The organism is Deltaproteobacteria bacterium, from assembly GCA_020848905.1.
Lineage (GTDB): Bacteria > Myxococcota_A > Polyangia.
In genome coordinates this window covers 54,045-74,768 of sequence record JADLHG010000030.1, presented here as the reverse complement: position 1 = coordinate 74,768, position 20,724 = coordinate 54,045, and the positions used below count along the sequence as shown (strand labels likewise).

Below are 20,724 nucleotides of genomic sequence, written 5' to 3'. Positions count from 1 at the left end.
CTTCCGTCAGTTCTAGAACTAAACGTCTAAAAAACTAGGGCCCGCAGCTCGTGACGCCGAAGACATGCCGGCTGGCGCCTCCCGCCGGGTCGCGCGCCTCGAGCGTGATCGCATGCTGGCAACCCTGCGTCGGCGCCCTCCAGCGCACCTCGCTGCGTCCCGTCGTCTCGACCGGCACCTCGAGGGTTCCCCCCGAGGCACTCCACGCGAAGGTCACCCCCTGTCCCTCGGGGTCCACGGCCTCGCCCAAGAGCCGCACCGTATCCCCGGGTGCGACGAGTTCGCGCGACTGGTAGACGCTCGTGAAGCGCGGTGCGACGTTCACCCCCGCCGGGCCGCCGACGGCCACCACCACCGCGGCCCTCCCCGTGCCGCCGCGACCATCGTCCACGGTCACCTCCAGCCGGCAGGTCCTCACGGCTGGCGCCACCAAGGGTGCGGTCCAGTTCGGGTTACGTAGCGCGGCGCTGTCGAAGGCCCCGCCGCAGCCGCTGTCGGTCCAGAGGAACGAGAGCGCGTCCCCGTCGGCGTCGCTCACGAACAGCGTGATGGCGGTGCTCCCGCCCGGCTCGACGCGCGAGGGGCGCGGAGAGATCGCGCTCACGACCGGCCAGGTGTTGAGGCTGACCCGGACCTCCGCCCCGCCGCGGGCGAAGCTCGCCCCGACGGAGAGGGACAGGTCGAGCGCGCTCACCCCGCCGCGGCCGTCGCTCACCTGCACCGTGAGGGTGACCGGCCCCTCCGTCGCGGGCGCGGTGTAGACGGGCCTGCTCGAGCCCGGCTGATCGAAGCTCCCGGCGGTGGCGGACCAGGCATAGCTCAGGGTGTCAGCCGGGTCCGGGTCGTGCGCCGTGACCGCGAGGCCCACGCTGCCCCCGGGCACGACCCCGCTCGCCGAGGCCAGAAGGCCGTCGATTACGGGGGCGCTGTTCTCGAACGGCGGAGGTGGGGTGGTCTGCTGGAGCACGAGCGCGACGGTCACCGTGGCGTCGGCGACGATCGTCACCCCGCCGAGCTGTCCGGCGTAGAGCCTCGCTCCCTGCGCATCGAAGCCCTCGGCGGCGAAGGTCCGGTTCGTCCCGGCGGGGATCTGGGCCATCCGCCCGCGGTAGGCGCTGCCGTCCCAGGAGAGGTCCGTGACGAGCGGTGCGGCGATCCCGGCTCCCGTGACCGAGAGCGTAACGCGAGCGAGAGGCGCCCCGCCGAGCGCCGCGCGGTGGACTCGCAGCTCGGCCCCGCCAAAGGGCGCCGCCGGGCCGCAGCTCACAAGGAGCACCAGCAGCGCCGCCCGTCCCCGTATGGGATTAGTTCTAGAATGTACATTCTGCATCGTCGGCGCTCGTCCTTGCATCGCGCGCATCAGGTCCTCCGCAAGAGCGCCTAGGGCGCCACGCTCCAGAGCTCGGTGCCGACGAAGCCGTCGTTGGCCGCGAAGTAGAGCCGGCCGTTGGCCGCCTTGAGCTGGGTCGGCGAGCTGCCGCTGGGACCCGGGTAGAGATCCCAGACGAGCTTGGTCCCCGCGCTCGTGCCGTCGGTCCGCCAGAGCTCCGTGCCGTGAATCCCGTCGTCGGCGGGGAAGAAGTAGCTGCCCCCCAGCACCGCCACGGAGCCCGTGGACGAGGCCACGGATCCACTCACGCCGGGGTTGAGGTCCTTGATGAGCAGCGTCCCTGCAGGAGTGCCGTCCGAGACCCACGGCTCGCGCCCGTGGACCCCGTCGTCGGCCGTGAAGACCAGCGTCCCGCCGACCGCGGCGAGGTGCCCAGGGTACGAGCTCGCGGCGCCGGCGTTGAGGTCCGCGACCGGCGTGGTCCCGGCGACGGTCCCATCGCTGACCCAGAGCTCCGTGCCCCGCGTGCTGTCGGTGGCGGTGAAGAAGACACGGCTTCCGACCGGGGTCAGCGCCTTCGCTTCGCCCACGCCCGCGGGAGTGAGGCGCTGCAACGTGCTGAAGGTGGCAGTACCGTCTCTCGCGTAGAGTCCCGTGCCGAGCGGGACGAGAAGTCGCCCTGCCGCAGCCACCATCGGCTGGCCCGTGCTCTGCAGGCCTAGCCCCGTGAGCTGGCTCACCACCGAGGTTCCGGCGGCGGTCCCGTCGCTGCGCCACAGGTTGACGGTGTAGGTCGAGCTATCGTAGGCGATGAAATAGACGCCACCGTTCAGCTCGGTGAAGGCTCCAAGCGAGAAAGAGCCCGAACCGGCCTTGAGATCCTTGACCAGCACGGTGCCTTCTGCCGTACCGTCGCTCCGCCAGAGCTCCGTCCCATTCACGCCGTCGTCCGCGGCGAAGTAGACCAGACCGCCCGAGGCGATCCAGCGAGAGTAGGGGTACAGCCCGGTGACCGACGAGCCCGACCCCGGCTTGACGTCCTTGAGCCGCGTCGTGCCCGCTGCCGTGCCGTTCGTGCTCCACGGCTCGTACCCGAGTCCGCTTGCGACGTCGTTCCCCGCGAAGAGCACCTGCGAGCCAAGGGCCACGAACGAGTCCGCAAAGAGGCCACTATCTGCGCTGCCCGGATTGAGGTCCGCGACGACGACCGTGCCTCCGCTCGTGCCATCGGTGCGGCGGAGCTCGTAGCCCTCGGCATCGCTCGCCGCCGCGAAGTAGAGGAACCCTCCCGCCTCGAGCAGAGGCCTCGGGTAACTTGTGGAGGTCGAGGGCCTGAACACGCGCGGGATGCGCGTCCCGGCGGGAGTGCCGTCGGTGACCCAGAGCTCCTGGCTCGATGCCGCGTACCCCGTGAGGTAGAGCAGCCCTCCTGGCCCGGAGCCATGGAGCGACGGGCCGCGGATGGCCAGACCCGAGCGTGGGTCCACGATGGGCGTCGTGCCGGCCGCGGTGCCGTCGGTGCGATAGAGCACGCAGTTCACCGTGGCATCGCGGGCTCCGAAGTAGAGGAAGCCGCCATGCGCGAATGGCCGGGGCGGGGGATTGGTGCTCCCCCACGAGAGGCTCTGGCTGGTGACCTGCTGCGTGCCCGCCGTCGTCCCGTCGCTCCGCCAGAGGGTCCAGTCCCCGCCGCCCGACGAAGCATAGGACGGGAAGTAGATCCGGCCACCGAAAGGCACGAGATCGTATTCGCGCGCGACGGGATAGCCCGTGTTTGGCCACGATCCGATAGAGGTCAGGCGGACCGTCCCCGCGGCTGTGCCGTCGCTCTTCCAGAGCTCCTTGACCACCGCGTTAGAGGCACCGCTTCCGCTCGTCCAAACGATCATGTAGAGGGTGCTCCCGGCGACCTTCAGGAGCTCGGGGCCGTAGCCGTTGAAGGTCCTGACCGCGACCGTGCCCGCCGCCGTGCCGTCGCTGCGCCACAGCCCGCAGGCGCTCGCCTCGCAGGCCCGGAAGTAGAGTGCGCCGCCGAAGACCGTGAGACCGCTCGGGGCGGTGTAGTTTGCCCCGCCCGCGAAGGACTTCACGAGCGTCGTACCCCCGAGCGTACCGTCGCTCCGCCAGAGCGCGCGGCCGAGCACCGCGTCGGTGGCGGCGAAGTAGAGCGCCCCGTTGAAGACCACGAGGTCGGTAGGGGCGCCATCGCCCACGCCCGGATTGAGGTCCTTGACGAGGTAGGTCCCGTCGGAGGTCCCGTCGCTGCGCCAGAGCTCGCTCCCGCTCGAGGGGTCCCTGGCCGAGAAGTAGAGCACGCCGTTCAGCAGCGTGAGGTAGGAGGGCCTGCCGCTGGTGAAGTGATACTGAGTCAACGAAGGCTCCACTCCCGGATAGAGGTCCTTGACCCGCGCCGTGCCTGCGGCGGTCCCGTCAGTCTTCCAGAGCTCGAGGTCCCCGTCGGCCCCACCACCCGAGAAGTAGACCGTGTCCCCCACCGCCACGGCGTAGCGGGAGGGGTTGTTCGCCGCGTCTTCGGGCAGCGAGAGGGTGGCGAGCGCCTCCGTGTCGAAGGCCCCGCCGGCGGACCGCAGGAGCGTTCCGCTCGCGCTCCATGGACTGAACACGGCCAGATAGCTCTGCGCGGCGACGCCCGGCGACGCGGCCGAGGGGCAGGTATTGCTGTAGTTCGGAGCATCGGGCGTGTCGAAGTTCTTCAGCAGCGCTGGAGCCACCGTGCTCCCCAGGCAGGTGGTGTGACCGTTGCAGCTCGGCTCCCCGCAGTCCACGAGGCCGTTGCCGTTGTCGTCGACCCCGTTGGCGCAGCTTTCCGGTGGAGGCAGCGAGCAGCGGTAGGTGTCGAAGTTGCACCCGAGGCAGCTCAGAGTGCCGCCGAAGTAGCCGAGCTGGACGCAGCCCGTTCCGCCGAGGTCGCTGCCGTCGCACTGCTCTCCCGCCTCGCGCACGCCGTTGCCGCAGCTCGCGCAGGAAGAGAGAGGGAAGTCGAAGCGCGCGCTCGCGCCCACCGAGTCTCTCGCCTCCACAGTGACCGTCGCCACGCACCCCGCCTGGGGAGCGGTCCAGGTCACCTCGCTCGTGCCGCGGCTCTCGGTCGCCGCGGAGAAGGTCCCCTGGCTCGCGCTCCAGGTGAAGGCGATCGGCTGCCCCTCGGGGTCGGTGGCCGCCGCGCGAAAGAGGATCGCACCGCCCGGCGTCACGCCCCGCGCCGACTGGAAGAGGCTCGTGAAGGTCGGGGGCAGGTTCACCACCACCGTGCCGATCGGCACGGCCAGCGCCCCGGTGGCGCTGCCGCCGCGACCGTCGGTGACCGTGACCGAGAGCGTGCAGCTCGTGCCCGCGGGAGCCGTCCAGCTCGGGTTCTGCGCGGTCACGGCGCTGAAGCTGCCCGTGCAGGCGCCCTGCGTCCAGGCGAAGGAGAGCGGATCGCCGTCGGCGTCGAGCACGCTCAGGGCGAGCGTGGTCGCCGAGCCGGGCGCGACCGGGGTGGGGCTCGAGGTGAGCCCGCCGATCACCGGCCAGGTGTTCACGGTGACCTGCACGTCCGCGCCTCCCGCGCCCCCCGAGGTCGTCACCGTGACCGTGAAGCTTGCCGAGGCCGTGGCCCCCTTCGGGTCGCTCACGGCCAGGGTGAGCTGCAGGTCTCCCTCGGTCGCGGGCGCGGTGAAGACCGTGCTCGCCGCTCCGGGCGCGCTGAAGCTCCCCGCGGGTACACTCCAGGCGAAGGTGAGCGGATCGCCGTCGGCGTCGATCGCCGTGGCCGAGAGCTCGACCGTCTTGCCGGGCCCGACGAGAACGCGAGAGGCGGAGAGCGACAGGATCTCGGGCACGCGGTTGGCGAAGACCGAGGCCGGAGCCGTCTGCTGGAGCAGGATCGTCACCGCCGCGCGGGCGCCGTCCACGATGGTCACGCCCGTGGCCTCGCCGCGGTAGAGCTCGTCGCCGTTCGCGCCGCGGGCCGACGCGGCGAAGGTCCGCCCTGGGCCGGCGGGGAGCTCGTCGATCAAACCACGCCACGTTCCTTGCGCCGGGTCCAGGTCGTACACGATCGGCGCGCCGATCCCGTCACCCGTGACGGTCACCGTGACGCGCGCCACCTCGGCCGCGGAGAGCTTGCCCAGCCTGACCTGGATCGCCGCGCTCCCCTGGCCCACGCCGCGGCAGCCGAGTGCGACGAGGAGCCCTGCGAGCACGAGGAAGGAAGGAATGCGCAACACGAGCGAGGTGCGGATCATGGGGTCGCTCCACCGACGATCGAGAGGAGCGTGCCGCCCCCGCCGACCACGAGCGCCTCGCCCGAGGCGCCGCCGAAGATGCCGAAGAGGTCCTGAGTGGTGCCGGAGGGCACACGCGAGAGCGTCGAGCCGTCGAAGCGCAAGAGCGTCCCCGCGGCCCCGGCCATCCAGACGTCGTTTGGCCCGCTGCCCCAGACGGCGTGGAGGTCGGCCGTGGTGCCGCTCGCGACGCTGGTCCAGCTCCCCCCGTCGAAGCGCAGCACCGTGCCACCCGTGCCGACGGCCCAGACGTCGTTCGCCGCGCTGCCCCAGATGCTCGTCAGGCGCAGGGCCTTCGGGCCCGTGCGCGCCGTGGCGAAGCCCGTGAGGCCTCCGCGCAGGATCGTCCCCTCGGCCCCGACGGCCCAGACCTCTGTCGGGCCCGCCCAGAGGCCAGCGAGGGCCTTGGCCGTGGAGGTCGGGATGCGGGTCCAGCTCCCCCCGTCGAAGCGGAGCACCACTCCGGCGTCGCCCGCCGCCCACAGGTCGCTCGGCCCGGTGCCCGAGAGAGCCCGCAGACTGCCCGGGACGGGAGCCGGCCAGACGGCCCACTGCCAGCCACCGAAGCGCAGGAGCGTCCCGGAGTCCCCGACCACCCAGGCCTCGGCCGCGCTGCTCCCGAAGGCCGCGCGCAGTAGGGTCGTCACCGGCGACGGCACGCTCGCCGCCCCCGCGGCGGTGAGGCGCACGATCGCGCCCCCCTGGCCGACGGCCCACCGCGTGGAGGCGCTGCCGCCCACGCCCTGAAGCGCGCGCGTCGTCGGCGAGGACAGCCCAAGGAGGGCGCGGCAACCCGACAGGTCGAAGCCGCAGGTCGTGCCACAGCCGAGCCGCCCGACCACGAAGCCCTGGCTCGCGCAGCTCTGTCCTCCGAGGAGCGGGCCATCGCAGCTCTCACCGCTCTGCAAGGACCCGTCGCCGCAGGTCGGACAGCGCACCGAGAAGCGCCAGCTCGTCGCCGCGCCGGCCAGGTCCCGCGCGGTCGCGGTCACGACATGCCCGCAGCCTCCCGTGGGCGCTTGCCAGGTGACCTCGCTCCCCTGGGCGGACTCGGTCGGCGCGGTGAGGGTGCCTGCAGAGGCGCTCCAGCCGACGGAGACCGGCCCCCCTTCCGGGTCGCGCGCCGCGAGGCGCAGCACGATGGATTCGCCGCTCGCGGCTACCTCGCGCGACTGATAGGCGCTCGCAACCTCGGGCGCGCGGTTCGCGCTCGGCGGCTGCCCGACGGAGATCGTGACCGCGGCCTCGTTCTGACCACCCAGGCCGTCCGCTATTTGCGCTCGCAGCGTGCAGCGTCCGCTCGCCGGGGCCTGTGCCGGCGCCGCCCACGAGGGCGCGAGCCCTGCCCCGAGAAAGCTTCCTCCGCAGTTGTCGCTCCAGAGCACGTTCAGCGGGTCGCCGTCGGGGTCCGAGGCCACGAGCTGGACGCTCGCCGATCCCCCCGGCTCGAGCGCGGCCGGCTCGACCGTCAGGCGGCTCGCGATCGGCCAGGTATTGAGGCGCGCCGTGACCGCTGCCGAGCCGCGGCCCCCGACGGCCAGCGTGACGCCGAGGTTGGAGGTGAAGAGTCCGCCGTGGCGTACCGAGAGGCTCAGCTCGAGCGCGTCACGGTCCTGCGGCAGGAGCCACCGCGTGGACGTGCTCCCCGGGCTCTCGAGCAGCCCCGCGCTTGCGCGCCACTCCACGGTCTCTGGCCCCTCCGACGACGGTCGTCCGAGTGCGCGCACGAAGACCGCTTCGCCTGGCCCGGGTCGTGCCGGTGCGAGCAGCAGGCCGCCCAGTGGCGAGGCGTTCCGGGGGAACTCGCCCGGCGCGTCGATGGGCAAGATGAGCAAGGCCTCCTGGTCGGAGTCGAGCGCGAACGGTCCCACGAGTCCGCAGGCGAGCTCGCTGCCCGCTTGCCCAACCACGCAGGACTCGACGATCAGGGCCTCCCGCAAGGGAAGGCGCTCGAGGCGCGCCGCGAAGGGCGGCTGCGTGAGCTCCCCGCGCTGCACCACCCTCCTCGCGGTGCTCGTGGTCCGCGCAAGGAACCGCAGCCCCGTGGCCGAGGAGAGAAGAGCTGTCGCGGGGGCGGCGCTGAGCTCCAGGGTCCCGTCCTGCGCGCTCGCCTGGCAGGCCAGCTGGCAAAGGCCGAGCAGAGGGACCCCGAGGATGGTCCATGCCGCCCGAGTCCGCGTCGCCTGTCTTCCCTCGGCAGGCGGCGCCCACACGTTGAACCTCCACCCATCCACGCGGCGTCCTCCTCACTTCGTGGCGCGCGCGATAGGGGAGCAAGGCACGGACCATTGATCTGCTGCACCAACCTTCAGTCAAGTCGTGCAGGTCCGACCAAGCGTGCGAGAGCCCTCCTCTCATGACCGAAGGAAAGTCGTTCGGATCGTTCGAATCTCGGTGCATCCGGCGCTCGCCCGCGCGCGGACGCATCGACGCCGGTCTTCATTGATATCGATACGAAGAACAGCCCATGCGACGCGCCGTTCGCCGAGCCGGCCTCGGTCTAGGTACCCCTCGCCCCGCCCTGCCTACCCCCGGGGAAGGCTCCGTAGGCCACCCCGCGTAGGACGCTACGGGGTGGGGCTGCACGAAGGGAGCCGAGATGGATCGCGTGGCAGGTGTGTTTGGGGCGGTTGCGCTGTTGGTCCTTGTCGCCGGGTCGCCGACCGGGGCCGCGGAAGCTCCCGCCCCGGCTGCGGGCGCGAGGGTGGGCGCGAGCGGGAGCCCGGGCGGGAACGGGAACGTAAGCGCGAACGCGAACGCTGGTTCGTTTTCGGCCGGCGCGATCCTGGTCGAGACGCCGGCGGGACGGGTGGCGCTCGAGAGGCCCGGGCTTCAGCAGCTCGGCGGCCGGGCTTTTCTCGTGGGCCAGACGATCGACGCGCCGGAGCTGGGGACGGGCCTCGGCGCGCGCCGCACGGTCTGGCTCGCGCTCGAGCAGGTGCTGCGCTTCACGGAGTTCGACAGTGCGGCCCAGCTCCGGAAGGCGCTCGTGGCTGACGGACCCGCGGTACGCGAGGAGGTGGAGGTGGAAGAGGGCGGCACCTGGTGGCGTGCGCAGGTCCTCGAGGTGCGCCGCGGGCAGTACAAGATTCACTACGTCGGCTGGGGGCCGGAGTTCGACACCTGGGTCACGAAGAATCGCATTCGCCGCCTGCCGCGCGCCTCTCAGTAGCCCAACTGGTCCGACCGTTTCTCGACGGAAAACCCCCCTCCGGGCGTGAACGCTCCGCCGCGGCCAGGCAACCAACCCGCGTCCCGTCGAACGCTGTTTCCGCCAAGCCCCGGAGAGGTCTGCCATGCTGACATCCCCTCGCTCGTTCTTGCCGCTGCTCTGCCTGACGGCGGCCGCGCCCCTCGCGTGTGCTCCCGACGAGCTGGCCGCGCCTCCGTCCGCGGCGTCCGTTGCGCGTCGTGCGCTTCCGATCATCAACGGTCGCGATTGCAGCACGCAGGAGTACTCGTCGGCGGTCGGGTTGATCGCGGAGCTGACGCTCTCGATGGAGGGCCAGACCGTGACCGTGCCGATGCTGATCTGCTCGGGGACGCTCATCGCCCCCGACGTGGTGCTGACCGCGGCGCACTGCGTGGGGGACGAGCTGCCGCTGCCGAAAGAGGTGACGGTGACGAAGGCCGAGTACTACGTGAGCTTCCAGGCCGACCTCTCCGCGCTCGGTGGAGGCGCGGCCGCGGGCCTCGCCGGCCTGCCGAAGGATGCGATCCGCGTGACGAGCCGGCACGTGAACCCCGGCTACGGAGCCGCGGGCGGCAACGAGAGCGGGGGTCTCGGCAACGTGGGGGATCTGGGGCTCGTCTTCCTCGCGAAGCCGGTCACGGCGGTGCGGCCCGCGGTGGTCATCTCCGCCGCAGAGGCGAAGCAACTTGTGCGCGGCGCGCCCGTCGGTATCGCGGGCTGGGGCATGCAGACGCCGGGTGCGGATCCGCTGGGCGGCGGCCCTGGCGGCGGCCCTGGTGGCGATCCCGGCCAGGACGAGCCCGGGGAGGCGCCCCACGGGCGCAAGCGCTGCGGCCAGGCGGTGCTGAACGAGCTCGGCGCGCACGAGATGCAGATCGGCGCCGGGCCGGAGACGGTTCGGAAGTGTCACGGCGACTCTGGGGGACCGACCTACTTCGTGGCGAAGACCGAGGCGAAGATCAAGGAGCGGCTCATCGGCGTGACTTCGCACGCCTACGACGCCTCCGACTGCGCGAAGGGGGGCGTGGATACGCGCGTGGACGCGTGGCTCGGCTGGATCGAGCAGGAGCTCACGGACGGCTGCACGAGCAAGGAGCGCGTCTGGTGCGAGGTGAAAGGGATCGTTCCGGCGCGCCACTACGATGGACCGGCCCCCCTGCTCGGGCGCTTGACCGGGACAGCGCGGGTCCCGCCGGCCACAGCTGCACGGCCGTCAACCGATCCGGCGAGCGTGCCGGAAGACACCGCTCCCGGTGCGGCGGGCGGCTGCGCGCTGTCGGGTGCGCGGGGCGCCTCGCAGGAAGCCTCGACCACCGCCTGGCTCGCCATTGCCGTGGCCCTCGTCTTTGCCGGCCGCGCGGCACGACGGGCGCGCTCCCGGTGGGACACCTCCGCGCGCTAGACGTCCTCGCTCGCGCGGGGTCCGTCAACGGGCTGGACCCCCATCCTGCCTCCGGTTACCGTCACCTCTCCAGCCCCTCAACCGTCACCCGGGAGGTCGCATGTTCGCCATGCATCGATCGCTCCATCGAAGCGCGTTGCTCGTCGGCGCCAGCATCGTGACGCTGCTCGCGCTCGTCGGCTGCAACTCCTCCAGCTCCACGACGCTCGACGCCGCGGTGGGCACTCCCGACGTCGCGGTCGGCGCCACCGACTCAGGCTCCCGAGACGGTGCCGTCACCCACGACGGCAAGGCCCCCGCGGACCAGGGGACCTCCGACGCGACAGGCAGCAAGGACTCCGTCGCTCCCGCCGACGCCGCCCCGCCGCTCGACCTGACCATCGAGGGCTGCACGCAGGTCTCCGGGGACCGCCCGGCCTCGAACGGCAGCACGGCCGCTCCCCAGGTGGCGAACGCCAAGCTGGCCGCGGCCACGCCCGGGCAGCCGCTCTCCGGTTCCTTCGATTTCACCGACCCGCAGAGCGATACGGTGGACGTGATCATCCAGGTCAACGGCGCGACGGTGCACTACGTTTGCACGCTCTCCGGCGCCGAGAATGCGGCCAAGAAGTTCGACCTCTCCCGCCTCAAGCTCGGGGCGAAGTTCACGCCGGGGACCTATCTCATCTACATCGGCGTGCGCGACGCGGCGGGCAACGTGAGCGGCTACCTCGTCGTGTCGCTGGTCGTCGGGACCGGCGGCTCGATCAAGGTGTGCGCGACCGGCACCGGCTCCGCGGCTCCGTTCCAGCTCGCGGGCAAGGCTCCGAGCTACTCGACCTCGTTCTACGAGCAGAAGAACGGCTCGCACCCCGAGTACCGCAACGGCACCTCGGCCAGCGGCACTCCGCTGACCATCGTCTACCAGTCCGAGGCGAACCTGGATCTCGGCAGCTGCACGAAGCTCCTGCTGTCGGGCGACGCGGCCGGCACGAAGCCCGTGGGCTGGGACAACTGCATGCTGGCCCAGGTTCGCGACGCGCCCGGCGGCGCGATCGTCGCGCACTGGTACTACTGCTCGGGGGGAATCTCGGGAATCTACCACGTCCCGACGAGCACCCCGCTCGCGCAGCACCTGGCGCCCACGATTCCGGGCACGAGCCTCGATCCCGCCGTCCCGAACGGCGCCGCCTTCGGCTATCCGGCCAAGGCCATCGATCTGATGGCCAAGGTCCCCGCGGGCAAGACGCGCTTCGTGCTCACGCTCTACGTGCTCGACTTCGGCTCGGTGGGAAGCACGACCGAGATCTGGGCCCAGCCCCAGTAGCTCGCTCCCCTCCCGACTCCCGAAACTACGCATCCGCATCAAATACGGCGATCTTGACGCGCCGGCGGGGCTCCTGTAACCGTAGCGCCCCCACACTCCACAGGAGATGCGCCTCATGAGACGGTGGCTCGTCGCGTTCGGTGTCCTTGGACTCTGCAGCTGCTCCTCGACGAGCAGCACACCGACGGCAGATTCGCAGGCCGTCGACGCGGCGGTGGGCGACGGTCCTGCCGCCCAAACCGACGGCGGTCCCGACCGGAGCGCGAGCGACGGGGCTCCGAGCGGTGACTTCGCGGCGGGGGATCGCGGCCCGGCGGGGGATCGCGGCACCACGGACGGTCGCGCGTCCGACCGCGGCACCGTCGACGGCGCTGCTTCCAAGGACGCCTCGGCGCGTGACGGCAAGGTCGCCGACGCCGGCGTGGTGGGACACATCGTCTGGGCCGAGCAGACGACCCACGCTCCGTGCCAGCCCGATCTCCCCGAGGTGGTCGTGGCGGGCCGTGCCTCCGGCGACTTCTTCGCCGCCGGCACCTTCGCCGACTCCCTCGCGTACCAGGGGACGACGGTTGAGACGCAGCCGCGCACCAACATCGCGCATCGGGCGCAGGACCCCGAGGGTTTCCTCGCCCGCGTGACGGCCACCGGCACCCTGAGCTGGCTCATTCGTCTGGGGGGTGACCCCTGGGGCGCGCGGATCCACGCCGTCGCGGCCACGCCGAGCTCGGGCGCCTACGTGGCCGGGCGCTTCAACGGGCCGACGAGCTTCGACGCCACGACCTCCCTCACGTCGGCCGTCAAGACGGCCTCGCCCCCCACCTGGCGTGACGAGGGCTTCGTCGCGCGCTACGACGACGCGGGCAAGCTCGGCTGCGTGGTGCACCTCAAGGGAAACGGGACCTCCGACACCCGCGCGACGTCGCTCGCCGCCGACAGCGCGGGCAACGCCTACGTGATGGGTACCTACACCAAGAGCGTCGCGCTCGACGCCACGACGACGCTCACCGCGGCCAACCTTGGGGTCTTCGTGGCCAGCTACGACACGAGCTGCAAGTTGCGCTGGAAGGCGAACGTCGACGGCGGTATGACCCCGTCGCGTCCGATGGCCGTGGGTAAGAACGGCACCCTCTACCTGCACCTGATCATCGGTCAGAAGGTCACCTTCACGGATGGCGCGGGGATCACCTGGGACGTGAACCAGACCGTCACCTCGAGCACCCTGGTTCCCCTGCAGGCGGCGACGGGACGCTTCCGCACGGGCTCGTCCTGCGGCCTTTGCACGGGCCCGAGCGACTGCAGCGACCCGGGCAGCACCTGCGGCCCGCGCGGCGTGTGCAACAAGACCACCGGCGGAAATGCCTACGGCTGCTTCATCGAGCAGACCTGCCAGAGCTGCCCCTCGGACCCCTGCCCGACCGGCTCGGGCTGCGTGAGCAACCAGTGCCGCCTGGATGCGGACCCGACGAAGTGCGTGCGGCTCTACGCCGGCAACGGCGCGCAGCCGATCCTTCCGCGCAGCGCCGGGGCGCAGTGGGAGGCCATCGACATGGCCCTCGACGCGAACGACAACGTCTTCATCGTGGGGAGCTTCAAGGGCAAGGTGCAGTTCATCAACGGCAACGCGGCCCAGCCCGACGGGGGAACCTACGGCAGCATGTTCGTCCTTGCGCTCGACCCGTACCTCTCGACCAGGTGGGTCAACCGCGTGGGGCACACCGTGGGCGAGGTTCGCGGGCACGGCGTGGCGATCGACGCGCAGGGGCGCATCGTCGTCAAGGGCATGGCGGCCGTGGGCGCGGACACCTGGAGCCAGACCGTCAACACGAACGGTGCGACGACCTCCGTCTCGACCGACAAGGTGTCCTCCTACGGGCCCTTCTACGCCCTCTTCAGCGCCGACGGAAAGGCGCTCGGTTGGTCCGAGGCCTCGAAGGCGATCGGGATCGTGAAGAGCACCCACCGCTCCGCCAACCTCTCCGCCGCCGGGTCGGGCTTCGTCTCGGCGGCGCGCTTCAGCACCCAGGCCACCACGACGTATGGCCCGAGCACCTTCACGCAGCCACCGGGCCTCGGCGTGACGCGCTTCTACTTCGCACGCATTCTGCCGTAGCGCGAGTGGAACGGACCTCGCCGCCGGTCCTACACCGGCGGCAGGGTCTTCGATCGCAGCATCGTCGCGTTCAGCACGTCGACCACGGCGTGGACCACCAGGTGCGCCTCGTTGTGCGACGGGAGGTGCGGTACTCCCCGGGCGTGGATGGCGCTGATGCGGGCCTGATTGATCACGTTGCAGACGTTGGTGATGGTGGGCGGCAGCTCGCGGTCGAGGCCGAGCTCGCGGACCTTGGCCAGCAACGTGCCGACCATCGCCCCTTCGTTCGGGACTTGGTTGTACTGCAGGAGCAGCCAGCGCAGGGCGATCTCCAGCACGCGGCCGGAGAGCGCCACCGCGGCGAGGTTCGAGCCGTTCTCGACGCAGCGGCTGATCTCGGCGAGCGTGGCGACCAGGTCGTGGCGCACCTCGGGTTCCAGCCGGGCCTGCGCCGCAGCGTGGAGCGCCTGTGCCATGGCCTGCCCGGTTTCGGAGCCGGCGCGACCGATCTTCGCCGCCTGCTCGGCGAGGCTCAGATGCAGCACGTCCTGCAGCTCCCGCAGGCGCGGCGTGACGGAGAGGATCTTTTGCGCGCTCCGCGCGATCAGCCCGAGGTGCTCGAGCGCGTCGACGTGGGTCCGGAGCTGGCGCGAGATCGCCTCGCGGCGCAGGTCCAGAAACGAGGGCGACACGAATTCGCCAGCCGAACCGTCTCCGGACTGCCCGTGCAGCTCCGCTTGATGGACCAGATCGAAGAGCTCGAGCGACGAGAGGGGGCCGCGGTCGCGGATGAGCTGCAGCAGCACGGCCGGGTTGTTGTAGGCCCCCCTGGGAACGCTCGTACTGCTACTGCGCATGGCTCGGTGCTCCGTGCTGCCTTCGCGGCGCAGACGCCACGGCCTCTCGCGTCGTCGGCGCCGAACGCGGCCGGATGCTAGCACAGGCGCGGCGGGAGCGGTCGCCGTGGGAGGGCATCAGGGGCCTTGTCCGCGCACGAACGCAGCCCGGGATCATCTGGCGTGGTGGTGGAAGACGAGCGGCTGGCGGGCGCGGCTCGGGTCCGCGAAGGAGAGGGCCGCGTTGAAGGCCTGGCCCGCGCGTCCCTCGTGGCTCCAGAGGCTCGGATTGAGCTCTTCGGCCTGGGCAAAGGCCTTGCGCGTGTTTTCGGGGGAGCCGGCGAGCAGCGCGGCCTGCGTGAGGATCGCGCGGCTCTCGTGAGTCCAGCCGCCGCTCTCGAGCGCGTCCGCGAGCGCGAAGGCTTCGCGCAGCTTGGTCGTGCTCGGGGCGGTCAGGGCGGCGATGGTGAGGATGGCGCGGCCTTCGTGGGACCAGAAGTTGCCCTCGAGCTCCTGCGCGAGCGCGAAGGCCTCGCGCAGCTTGGTCGCGCTCGAGGCGGTCAGGGCGGCGACAGTGAGGATGGCGCGGGACTCGTGGGTCCAGCCGCCACCTTCGAGCTCCTGGGCTTGCGCGAAGGCGCGGCGCATGGCCGCGGCGCTGGGTGCCGTCGTGGCGGCGATGGTCAGGATCGCGCGGCCCTCGTGACTCCAGAAGTTGCCCTCGAGCTCCTGCGCGAGCGTGAAGGCCTCGCGCAGCGCCGCCGGACTCCGGGCGAGGAGAGCCGCCTGGGCGAGGAAGGCGCGGGCCGCATGGGACCAGCCGTTACCCTCGAGCTCCTGTCCGAGCCTGAAGGCCTCGCGGGTCGCGTCCGCATCGCCGGCGAGCAGCGCGGTGCGCGTCAGGATCGCGCGGCTGTCGTGACTCCAGGAGCCGCCCTCGAGCTCGTTCGCGAGGCAGCTCGCCGGACTCAGGCTCGTCGGCTCGCCGCAGCTCGGCTTGGGTTGCGGCTCGCGCGGCTTCGGGCACAGCCAGGCGGCGAAGCGGCAGAGGAGGTCGCCGAGGCCCTGGGCGGAGCGGCTGAGCCCTCCGCGCAGCTCGTCGCAGCTCTGTGACAGGACCGTCTGCGCCTCGGCGTCGGAGCAACCCATGGCGGGGGGCGTGGGGCTTTCTCCGAGGCAGGAGGCTACGTGCTCGGCCGCGCGTTCGCATGTCGAGCCGCCGCCGCACGCGACGAGGGAGAAACTGGCCGCAAGGCCTACAATCAGTCCAGCGGACCGGCCAGAACGAACGGCGTGGCGGAGCATGCGTGTCTCCAGAGGTGCAGGGAGCCCGGGAGGGGGTGTAGCAGGTCACGTGCCAGCGGGCGTTGCCCCCCGGGCCGGACGCCGGCCAAGGTATTTCAAGGACTATCGCGAGATGGCTCGACGCGCGGACGGCGCGCGCCTGGCCAGTCCGGTGGCCGAGGTGCCAAGGTGGCCGACCAGGTCACTCGCGGCGCCACCCAAGCGACCTACCCCGCGCGAAGCGATTCCGCGGTGATCCTCGTCGACGCTCGCGGACACGGCCCGGGGCTGCGCGGCCCGAGGCTTGCACCGGCGCGCCGCAGACCCGTCGAGGAACCCCAGCTCATGCCGACACCCGCCCGCACGCTCGCCTGCCTTCTCGTCTTCGCGACGATCGGCCTCTGCGGCGCTGCGCACGCCGGTCTGCCGACGCCGGCGCCGCCGGCGATGTCGCGCTCGACGACGCCGTCGCCAAAGCCCGGGTTCCTGCGCCCGCTCCTCTCGCGGCTCCCTACGCGCGAGCGCGTCTTTCGGGCTCTGCGCCGGCCGGCCGTGGTCCTCGTCGGCACCGCCGCGACGGTGGGCGGCACGTTCTTGCTGTATCGCCTGACCGGCGAGCCCCGACTTGCAGTCCCCGGCGGCTTGGTTGGCCTCTGCGGCACCCTCCTCGCCGCCGAGACGCTCTGGGGACCGGACGGGTATTGAGACGACGGGGGGAGACCGGGGAGTCAGGAATCGGGAGTCAGCCCGAGGAAGAGCTCGAGTCCTAGATCGATCGCCGCCAGCTCGACGCTCTTCAGCGAGCCATAGATACGCCGGATGCGGCGCTTGTCGATCGATCGCAGGTGATCGACGAGCGCGCACGACGGCTTGGTGAGACCGCTCTCGCCGGGGCTGAGTTGCGGATACAGCGCGCCCTCGCCAAGCGTACCCGTCACGGGGACGACAGCGATGAGAGGGAACCGTTGGTCGGCATTCACGGCCGGGTCGCTCACGACGACGCAGGGACGAAGCCCTCGCTGCTCGTGCCCAACGGTGGGGTCTAGCTCGACCAGCACGACGGTTCCGCGACCGACGACGGTCACGCTGATTCCTCGACCCAGCCCTCGCCTTCGATCCAGCGGACGGGCTTGCCAGCCGACGTGTCGACGAGTGCCTCGTCTTCCGACGGCAGTGTTTCGGCCCAATCGCGAAGCGCCACCTCCGCCTGGTCCGACGCCTCCGGGTGGGGGTTCGCCAGAGACTTCTTCAGCTCCTGCCGCCGACGCCGGGCAAGCTCCCGCGCGACGGCCTGAGCGATGAACCGGCTGCGATTGCACTCTATCCGATCGATGCCCTCGACCAGCTCGGACGGCAGGGTCACCGTCACGCGTTCCGTCGTCGCCACGCGCCACCTCTTGTATGAGTAAGGATATGATCATACCCATGCCTGGCCGTACCGGCCACCCCCGAGCGCCGCACTAGCCAGGGATGGCGGTCGACGCGCGAGGCGTGGTCGCGCGCTCGCCCCGAGAGATCCCACGATCCTGATGGGTTGTCACCGCTCCCGCCCGGCGCGGGGCGTGGTGGACGCGCCACGCGCTCGGTACGCCCCCTGCAAGGGACCCTGCCGCGGGGCTGCGCGATGCGGCCGAACCCCGGGAAGGGATCGATCATGATGGCCCGAGCACGCACCATCGGCCTGTGCGCGATCGCCCTGGCGGTCGCCTGCGGTGAGACCGTCCGGCCCGAGGAGGGCGCGTCGGCGCCGCCGGGCGAGCGCCAGGCGCAGGGCGGCCTGTGTGGGATCCTCGGTTGGCTCTTCCCCGCGCAGTGCGCGAACCCGAGCCCGTCCGGCCCCGAACCGGCGCCACCCGCGACAGCCATCCCAGCCCCGCCCCCGCCGTACGCCACAATCTCGTACGCGAAGTCTTTCGGCTGTTGCGAGTCCGGGGTCGGCGCGGCGCTCAACGCCTCCGGAGAGCTGCTCGTCGCCGGGCCGCGCGCGGCGTACCTCACGAGCGGCGGCGTCGCGCGCGAGCTTTCTTTCACCGAGAGCCTGGGTTGCTGCGACGCGGGCGTCGGCGCTTCGATCAACAGCGACGGAGACTATGTCGTGGCCGGGTCGCGCGCCGCCTTTGTCGGGCGCGACCAGGTGGCCCAGAAGCTCGGACTCGCGAAGAGCCTCGGTTGCTGCGACTCGGGGGTGGGTGCCGCCATCAGCGCTACCGGCGACTACGTCATCGCCGGCCCACGTGCCGCCTATTTCGGCCGCGGCACGAGCGTGCGGGAGATCGCGCTGCCGGCCTCCCCCGGCTGCTGCGAGTCCCACATCGGCGTCGCGATCAACGCGCGCGGCGACTACCTCATCGCCGGCCCGCGCCAGGTCTATCTCGGTCGCGAGGGCCACGCGACCGCGCTCGACAACGCCGGTGACTTCGGCTGCTGCGACTCGGGCGCCGGCGCTGCCATCAACGACGCTGGCGACTACGTCGTGGCTGGTCCGCGGCGCGTGATTGTCGGCAAGGGAACGACCTTCAGCGTGCTCGACGTCAAGACGAGCCTCGGCTGCTGCGACTCGGGCGTAGGTGTCGCGATCAACAACTCCGGCGATTATGTTATCGCCGGCCCGCGCGGCGCCCTCTTTGGCAAGGGCACCGAGCACCACGCTTTCGCCACCCAGGAGTCCTTCGGCTGCTGCGACGCGCAGGTCGGCGTGGCTCTCACCGACGCTGGCGACTACGTCATCGCCGGCCCGCGAGAGATCATCTCGGGCAACCTGAGCCAGCTCAAGGTCAGCCCCGCCCCGACGAACTAGGCCGCCGCGCCGCGGACGCCCGAACCACGAGCGGCGCGGACTATCGGGCGATCGTCGCTTGCAGGAACGCGAGCGTCCGGCGCCACGCGTCTTCGTTTGCGATGGCGTCCGCCGTGGGATCCCAGGCCCGCGGCGGATTCCTGGTCTACCGCTCCCAGGCCACGCCGGCCGAGGCGGCGACGTTGTAGTAGCTCGGGGCCAGGACGCCGCGCACGGAGACCGAGGAGAAGGCCTTCTCGAAGAAGAAGGTGGCGCGCAGCGAGAGCCCGCGCCAGAGGGAGACGCGTGCGGTGGGCTCGAGGGTGAGCACGGTGTCCGTACGCGAGAGGGAGCTCGTGCCCGTGGCCTCGGTTGTGACGAGCGGCTCGAGGTAGGCGCGACGTCCGACGCGACCGCTCAGGCCGAACGCGAGGCGCGCGAGGGGACGCCACCGGGCGAAGAAGAAGACGTAGTGCCCGTTCGAGGAGAGCGGCGCGCGCACGGAGACCGTCGTGCCGGTGCGCCCGGTGAGATCGTCGACGAGAGCTCCGACCCGGAGGAGCTCGAGGCGGTAGCCTCCGTAGAGGGTGAGCTTGCGGGGTAGGAAGAGCTGCGGATAGAGCTCGAGGGTGTGGCGCTCCCCTTGGAGGTAGGAGTAGGTTGCGTCGCGCACGTCGTAGCGGTGAAGGGCGTACTCGACCCCGGCCCAGAGGCGGCGCCAGAGCCGCACCTCGACGGAAGCCGAGGGCTCGTGGTCGAGGGAGAAGAAGGTGCCCTGGGGGATGAGGGCGGTCACGCCAAAGGCGTAGCCCAGCGCGGCTTCGACGCGGTCGTGGGTCAGCCGCGCCTCGAGCCCGAGGGTATGGCTCTGCGAGCTCAGCTCGGAGTCGGAGAAGTAGAAGGTCTGGCCGAAGCCGTAGGAGAGCTCCGCCTCGAAGAGCTCGCCGAGCCCGAGCTCGCCCCCGAGGCGCCCACCGAGCTCGAGGGTGCCCGAGCCTTGCTTCGCGCCGGGCCGAAAGAGCGAGGAGATGGAGATGTTGTCGTCGTAGCCCGCGAGGACGGAGACCGAGGCGTTCCAATCGAGGCTGGCGAAGGAGCGCGGGCGCGGCTCCTCGGCGTGGGCCAGGGTGGCGAGGAGGAACAGCGCGAGCGCGCCGGTCAGCAGACGTACGGTCATCGGTAGCCGGGCCGAGGCTGGCGCAAGCTCTGTCCCCTGGCAAGGCCCCTCGGCGGGGAGGCGAGAGGTCGTCCGGCCGCTTCGATCGGTCGATATTCCCCCCGGCGCGGCTCCCTGGCTGGCCGCTGGAGCCACCCGCGTACTCCGCTCGGCGCCGCGACCGCCCGAGAAAAGAGTGACACTTCGGCCATCTCGCCACGCGTTGCACTGGCCCTGATCACCCCTTTGGCCGTCGGCACGATGACCGTCTCCGCCCGCGCGGACAAGAGCAGCGCCGACCGCCTCAAGGTCTCCTTCAAACAGTTCATGAAGCAGACGCCGCAGGTGGCTCCCATGTACCGCGACCACGCGCGCGAGCTGAAGGTCGGCAGCTACCGCCTGAAGTCCTGGCTTGCCCTGGCCGCCGGTCCGGCGATCATCGGCGGTGCGTTCGCCCTCGCGCCGCACCTGGGCGTCCAGCCGCACGACCTCATCATCCCCTCCATCGGGACGATGCTCGCCGCGGGGTTCGTCAGCCTGGGTCAGCACTTCGACGCCGAGCGGGCCAAGCTCCTCGCGCGCGTGCGCACGGTGGTGCGGGCGTTCAAGGGCGGCATCGAGGTTCCCAAGCCGGTCATCAAGGACGCGACGTCGGCCATGTTCGTCGAGACGATGTTTCAAGCGGTCATGGCGAAGGGCGAGAAGCCGGAGACCGTGAGGCGCAACGTGTTGCTGCGCGAGACGGTCAAGACGCTCGAGGCCATGGACGTGCTTCCGAACGACTAGGAACACCCTCTAGCCTGGGCCCGAGCGCTCGCTCTCGAGATCTCCCTCGGGCTGTGCTCCCGTCAGCCGCGCGCGCGCGTCGAGCCGGGAACGACGTCTCCCTCGAGAAGCATCTGGATCGCCGCCGCCGCGGTGCGTGCCTTCGCCCCGACAGGGACGCCGGGGTCGGAGACCACGCGGGTCACGAAGCGGGTGATGCGGCCCGCCTGCACCAGGTGCGCGGCGAGGTGGGCGAGGAGCTGCATGATGCGACGGTATCCCCCCATGGGTTTGC

The 20,724-nt window shown here is 71.3% G+C and carries 16 protein-coding genes; 7 read left to right on the top strand and 9 right to left on the bottom strand.

All coding sequences use genetic code 11. The annotated features are described in order from the left end of the window. Positions 1-34: 34 nt before the first annotated feature. The 3 genes from IT371_12055 to IT371_12045 are packed head-to-tail and all read right to left on the bottom strand — an operon-like array spanning position 35 to position 7,853. The gene (locus IT371_12055) at positions 35-1,360 is read right to left on the bottom strand and encodes a hypothetical protein (protein MCC6748386.1); all 1,326 of its coding nucleotides are present in this window, start codon (positions 1,358-1,360) and stop codon (positions 35-37) included. Positions 1,361-1,380: 20 nt separating this feature from the next. Continuing rightward, positions 1,381-5,580 (bottom strand): PKD domain-containing protein, encoded by a 4,200-nt coding sequence (locus tag IT371_12050; GenBank protein MCC6748385.1) that lies wholly within the window; start codon positions 5,578-5,580, stop codon positions 1,381-1,383. After that, positions 5,577-7,853: a hypothetical protein gene (locus IT371_12045; GenBank protein MCC6748384.1), complete on the bottom strand. Its 2,277-nt coding sequence runs from the start codon at positions 7,851-7,853 to the stop codon at positions 5,577-5,579. The genes IT371_12050 and IT371_12045 overlap by 4 nt, the downstream gene beginning before the upstream one ends. A 365-nt stretch (positions 7,854-8,218) precedes the next feature. Between IT371_12045 and IT371_12040 the strand changes: the two genes are divergently transcribed. The 4 genes from IT371_12040 (at position 8,219) to IT371_12025 (ending at position 13,630) form a co-directional block, all read left to right on the top strand. Then, entirely contained in the window at positions 8,219-8,791 is a 573-nt protein-coding gene (locus IT371_12040) for a hypothetical protein (GenBank protein MCC6748383.1), read from the top strand. Positions 8,792-8,915: 124 nt separating this feature from the next. Next, positions 8,916-10,214, top strand: coding sequence for a trypsin-like serine protease (locus IT371_12035; protein MCC6748382.1), 1,299 nt, complete (start codon positions 8,916-8,918; stop codon positions 10,212-10,214). Positions 10,215-10,323: 109 nt separating this feature from the next. After that, positions 10,324-11,520 (top strand): hypothetical protein, encoded by a 1,197-nt coding sequence (locus IT371_12030; protein MCC6748381.1) that lies wholly within the window; start codon positions 10,324-10,326, stop codon positions 11,518-11,520. A 115-nt stretch (positions 11,521-11,635) separates the two neighbouring features. Next, on the top strand, positions 11,636-13,630 hold the full coding sequence (locus tag IT371_12025; GenBank protein MCC6748380.1) for a hypothetical protein: 1,995 nt from the start codon (positions 11,636-11,638) through the stop codon (positions 13,628-13,630). A 29-nt stretch (positions 13,631-13,659) separates the two neighbouring features. Here the strand turns inward: IT371_12025 and IT371_12020 are convergent, their stop codons facing one another. Beyond that, positions 13,660-14,469, bottom strand: coding sequence for a hypothetical protein (locus IT371_12020; protein MCC6748379.1), 810 nt, complete (start codon positions 14,467-14,469; stop codon positions 13,660-13,662). A 153-nt stretch (positions 14,470-14,622) separates the two neighbouring features. Then, the gene (locus IT371_12015) at positions 14,623-15,597 is read right to left on the bottom strand and encodes a hypothetical protein (protein ID MCC6748378.1); all 975 of its coding nucleotides are present in this window, start codon (positions 15,595-15,597) and stop codon (positions 14,623-14,625) included. 480 nt (positions 15,598-16,077) lie between these two features. On the opposite strand from IT371_12015, the gene IT371_12010 reads away from it, so the two are divergent. Next, a complete protein-coding gene (locus IT371_12010; protein MCC6748377.1) occupies positions 16,078-16,437 on the top strand; it encodes a hypothetical protein in 360 nt (119 codons plus the stop codon). A gap of 23 nt (positions 16,438-16,460) precedes the next feature. On the opposite strand, the gene IT371_12005 is transcribed toward IT371_12010, so the two are convergent. Beyond that, positions 16,461-16,817, bottom strand: a complete 357-nt coding sequence (locus IT371_12005; GenBank protein ID MCC6748376.1) for a type II toxin-antitoxin system PemK/MazF family toxin — start codon at positions 16,815-16,817, stop codon at positions 16,461-16,463. Beyond that, the gene (locus IT371_12000; GenBank protein MCC6748375.1) at positions 16,814-17,119 is read right to left on the bottom strand and encodes a hypothetical protein; all 306 of its coding nucleotides are present in this window, start codon (positions 17,117-17,119) and stop codon (positions 16,814-16,816) included. The genes IT371_12005 and IT371_12000 overlap by 4 nt, the downstream gene beginning before the upstream one ends. A gap of 267 nt (positions 17,120-17,386) precedes the next feature. Here IT371_12000 and IT371_11995 point away from each other — a divergent pair, with 267 nt between their 5' ends. After that, the gene (locus IT371_11995; GenBank protein ID MCC6748374.1) at positions 17,387-18,529 is read left to right on the top strand and encodes a hypothetical protein; all 1,143 of its coding nucleotides are present in this window, start codon (positions 17,387-17,389) and stop codon (positions 18,527-18,529) included. Positions 18,530-18,674: 145 nt separating this feature from the next. Here IT371_11995 and IT371_11990 read toward each other — a convergent pair whose 3' ends face one another. Then, the gene (locus tag IT371_11990) at positions 18,675-19,685 is read right to left on the bottom strand and encodes a hypothetical protein (protein MCC6748373.1); all 1,011 of its coding nucleotides are present in this window, start codon (positions 19,683-19,685) and stop codon (positions 18,675-18,677) included. A gap of 240 nt (positions 19,686-19,925) precedes the next feature. On the opposite strand from IT371_11990, the gene IT371_11985 reads away from it, so the two are divergent. After that, entirely contained in the window at positions 19,926-20,450 is a 525-nt protein-coding gene (locus IT371_11985; protein ID MCC6748372.1) for a hypothetical protein, read from the top strand. Between the two features lie 62 nt (positions 20,451-20,512). Here IT371_11985 and IT371_11980 read toward each other — a convergent pair whose 3' ends face one another. Next, complete coding sequence (locus IT371_11980) at positions 20,513-20,716, bottom strand: hypothetical protein (GenBank protein ID MCC6748371.1); 204 nt, start codon at positions 20,714-20,716, stop codon at positions 20,513-20,515. Positions 20,717-20,724 lie beyond the last annotated feature (8 nt).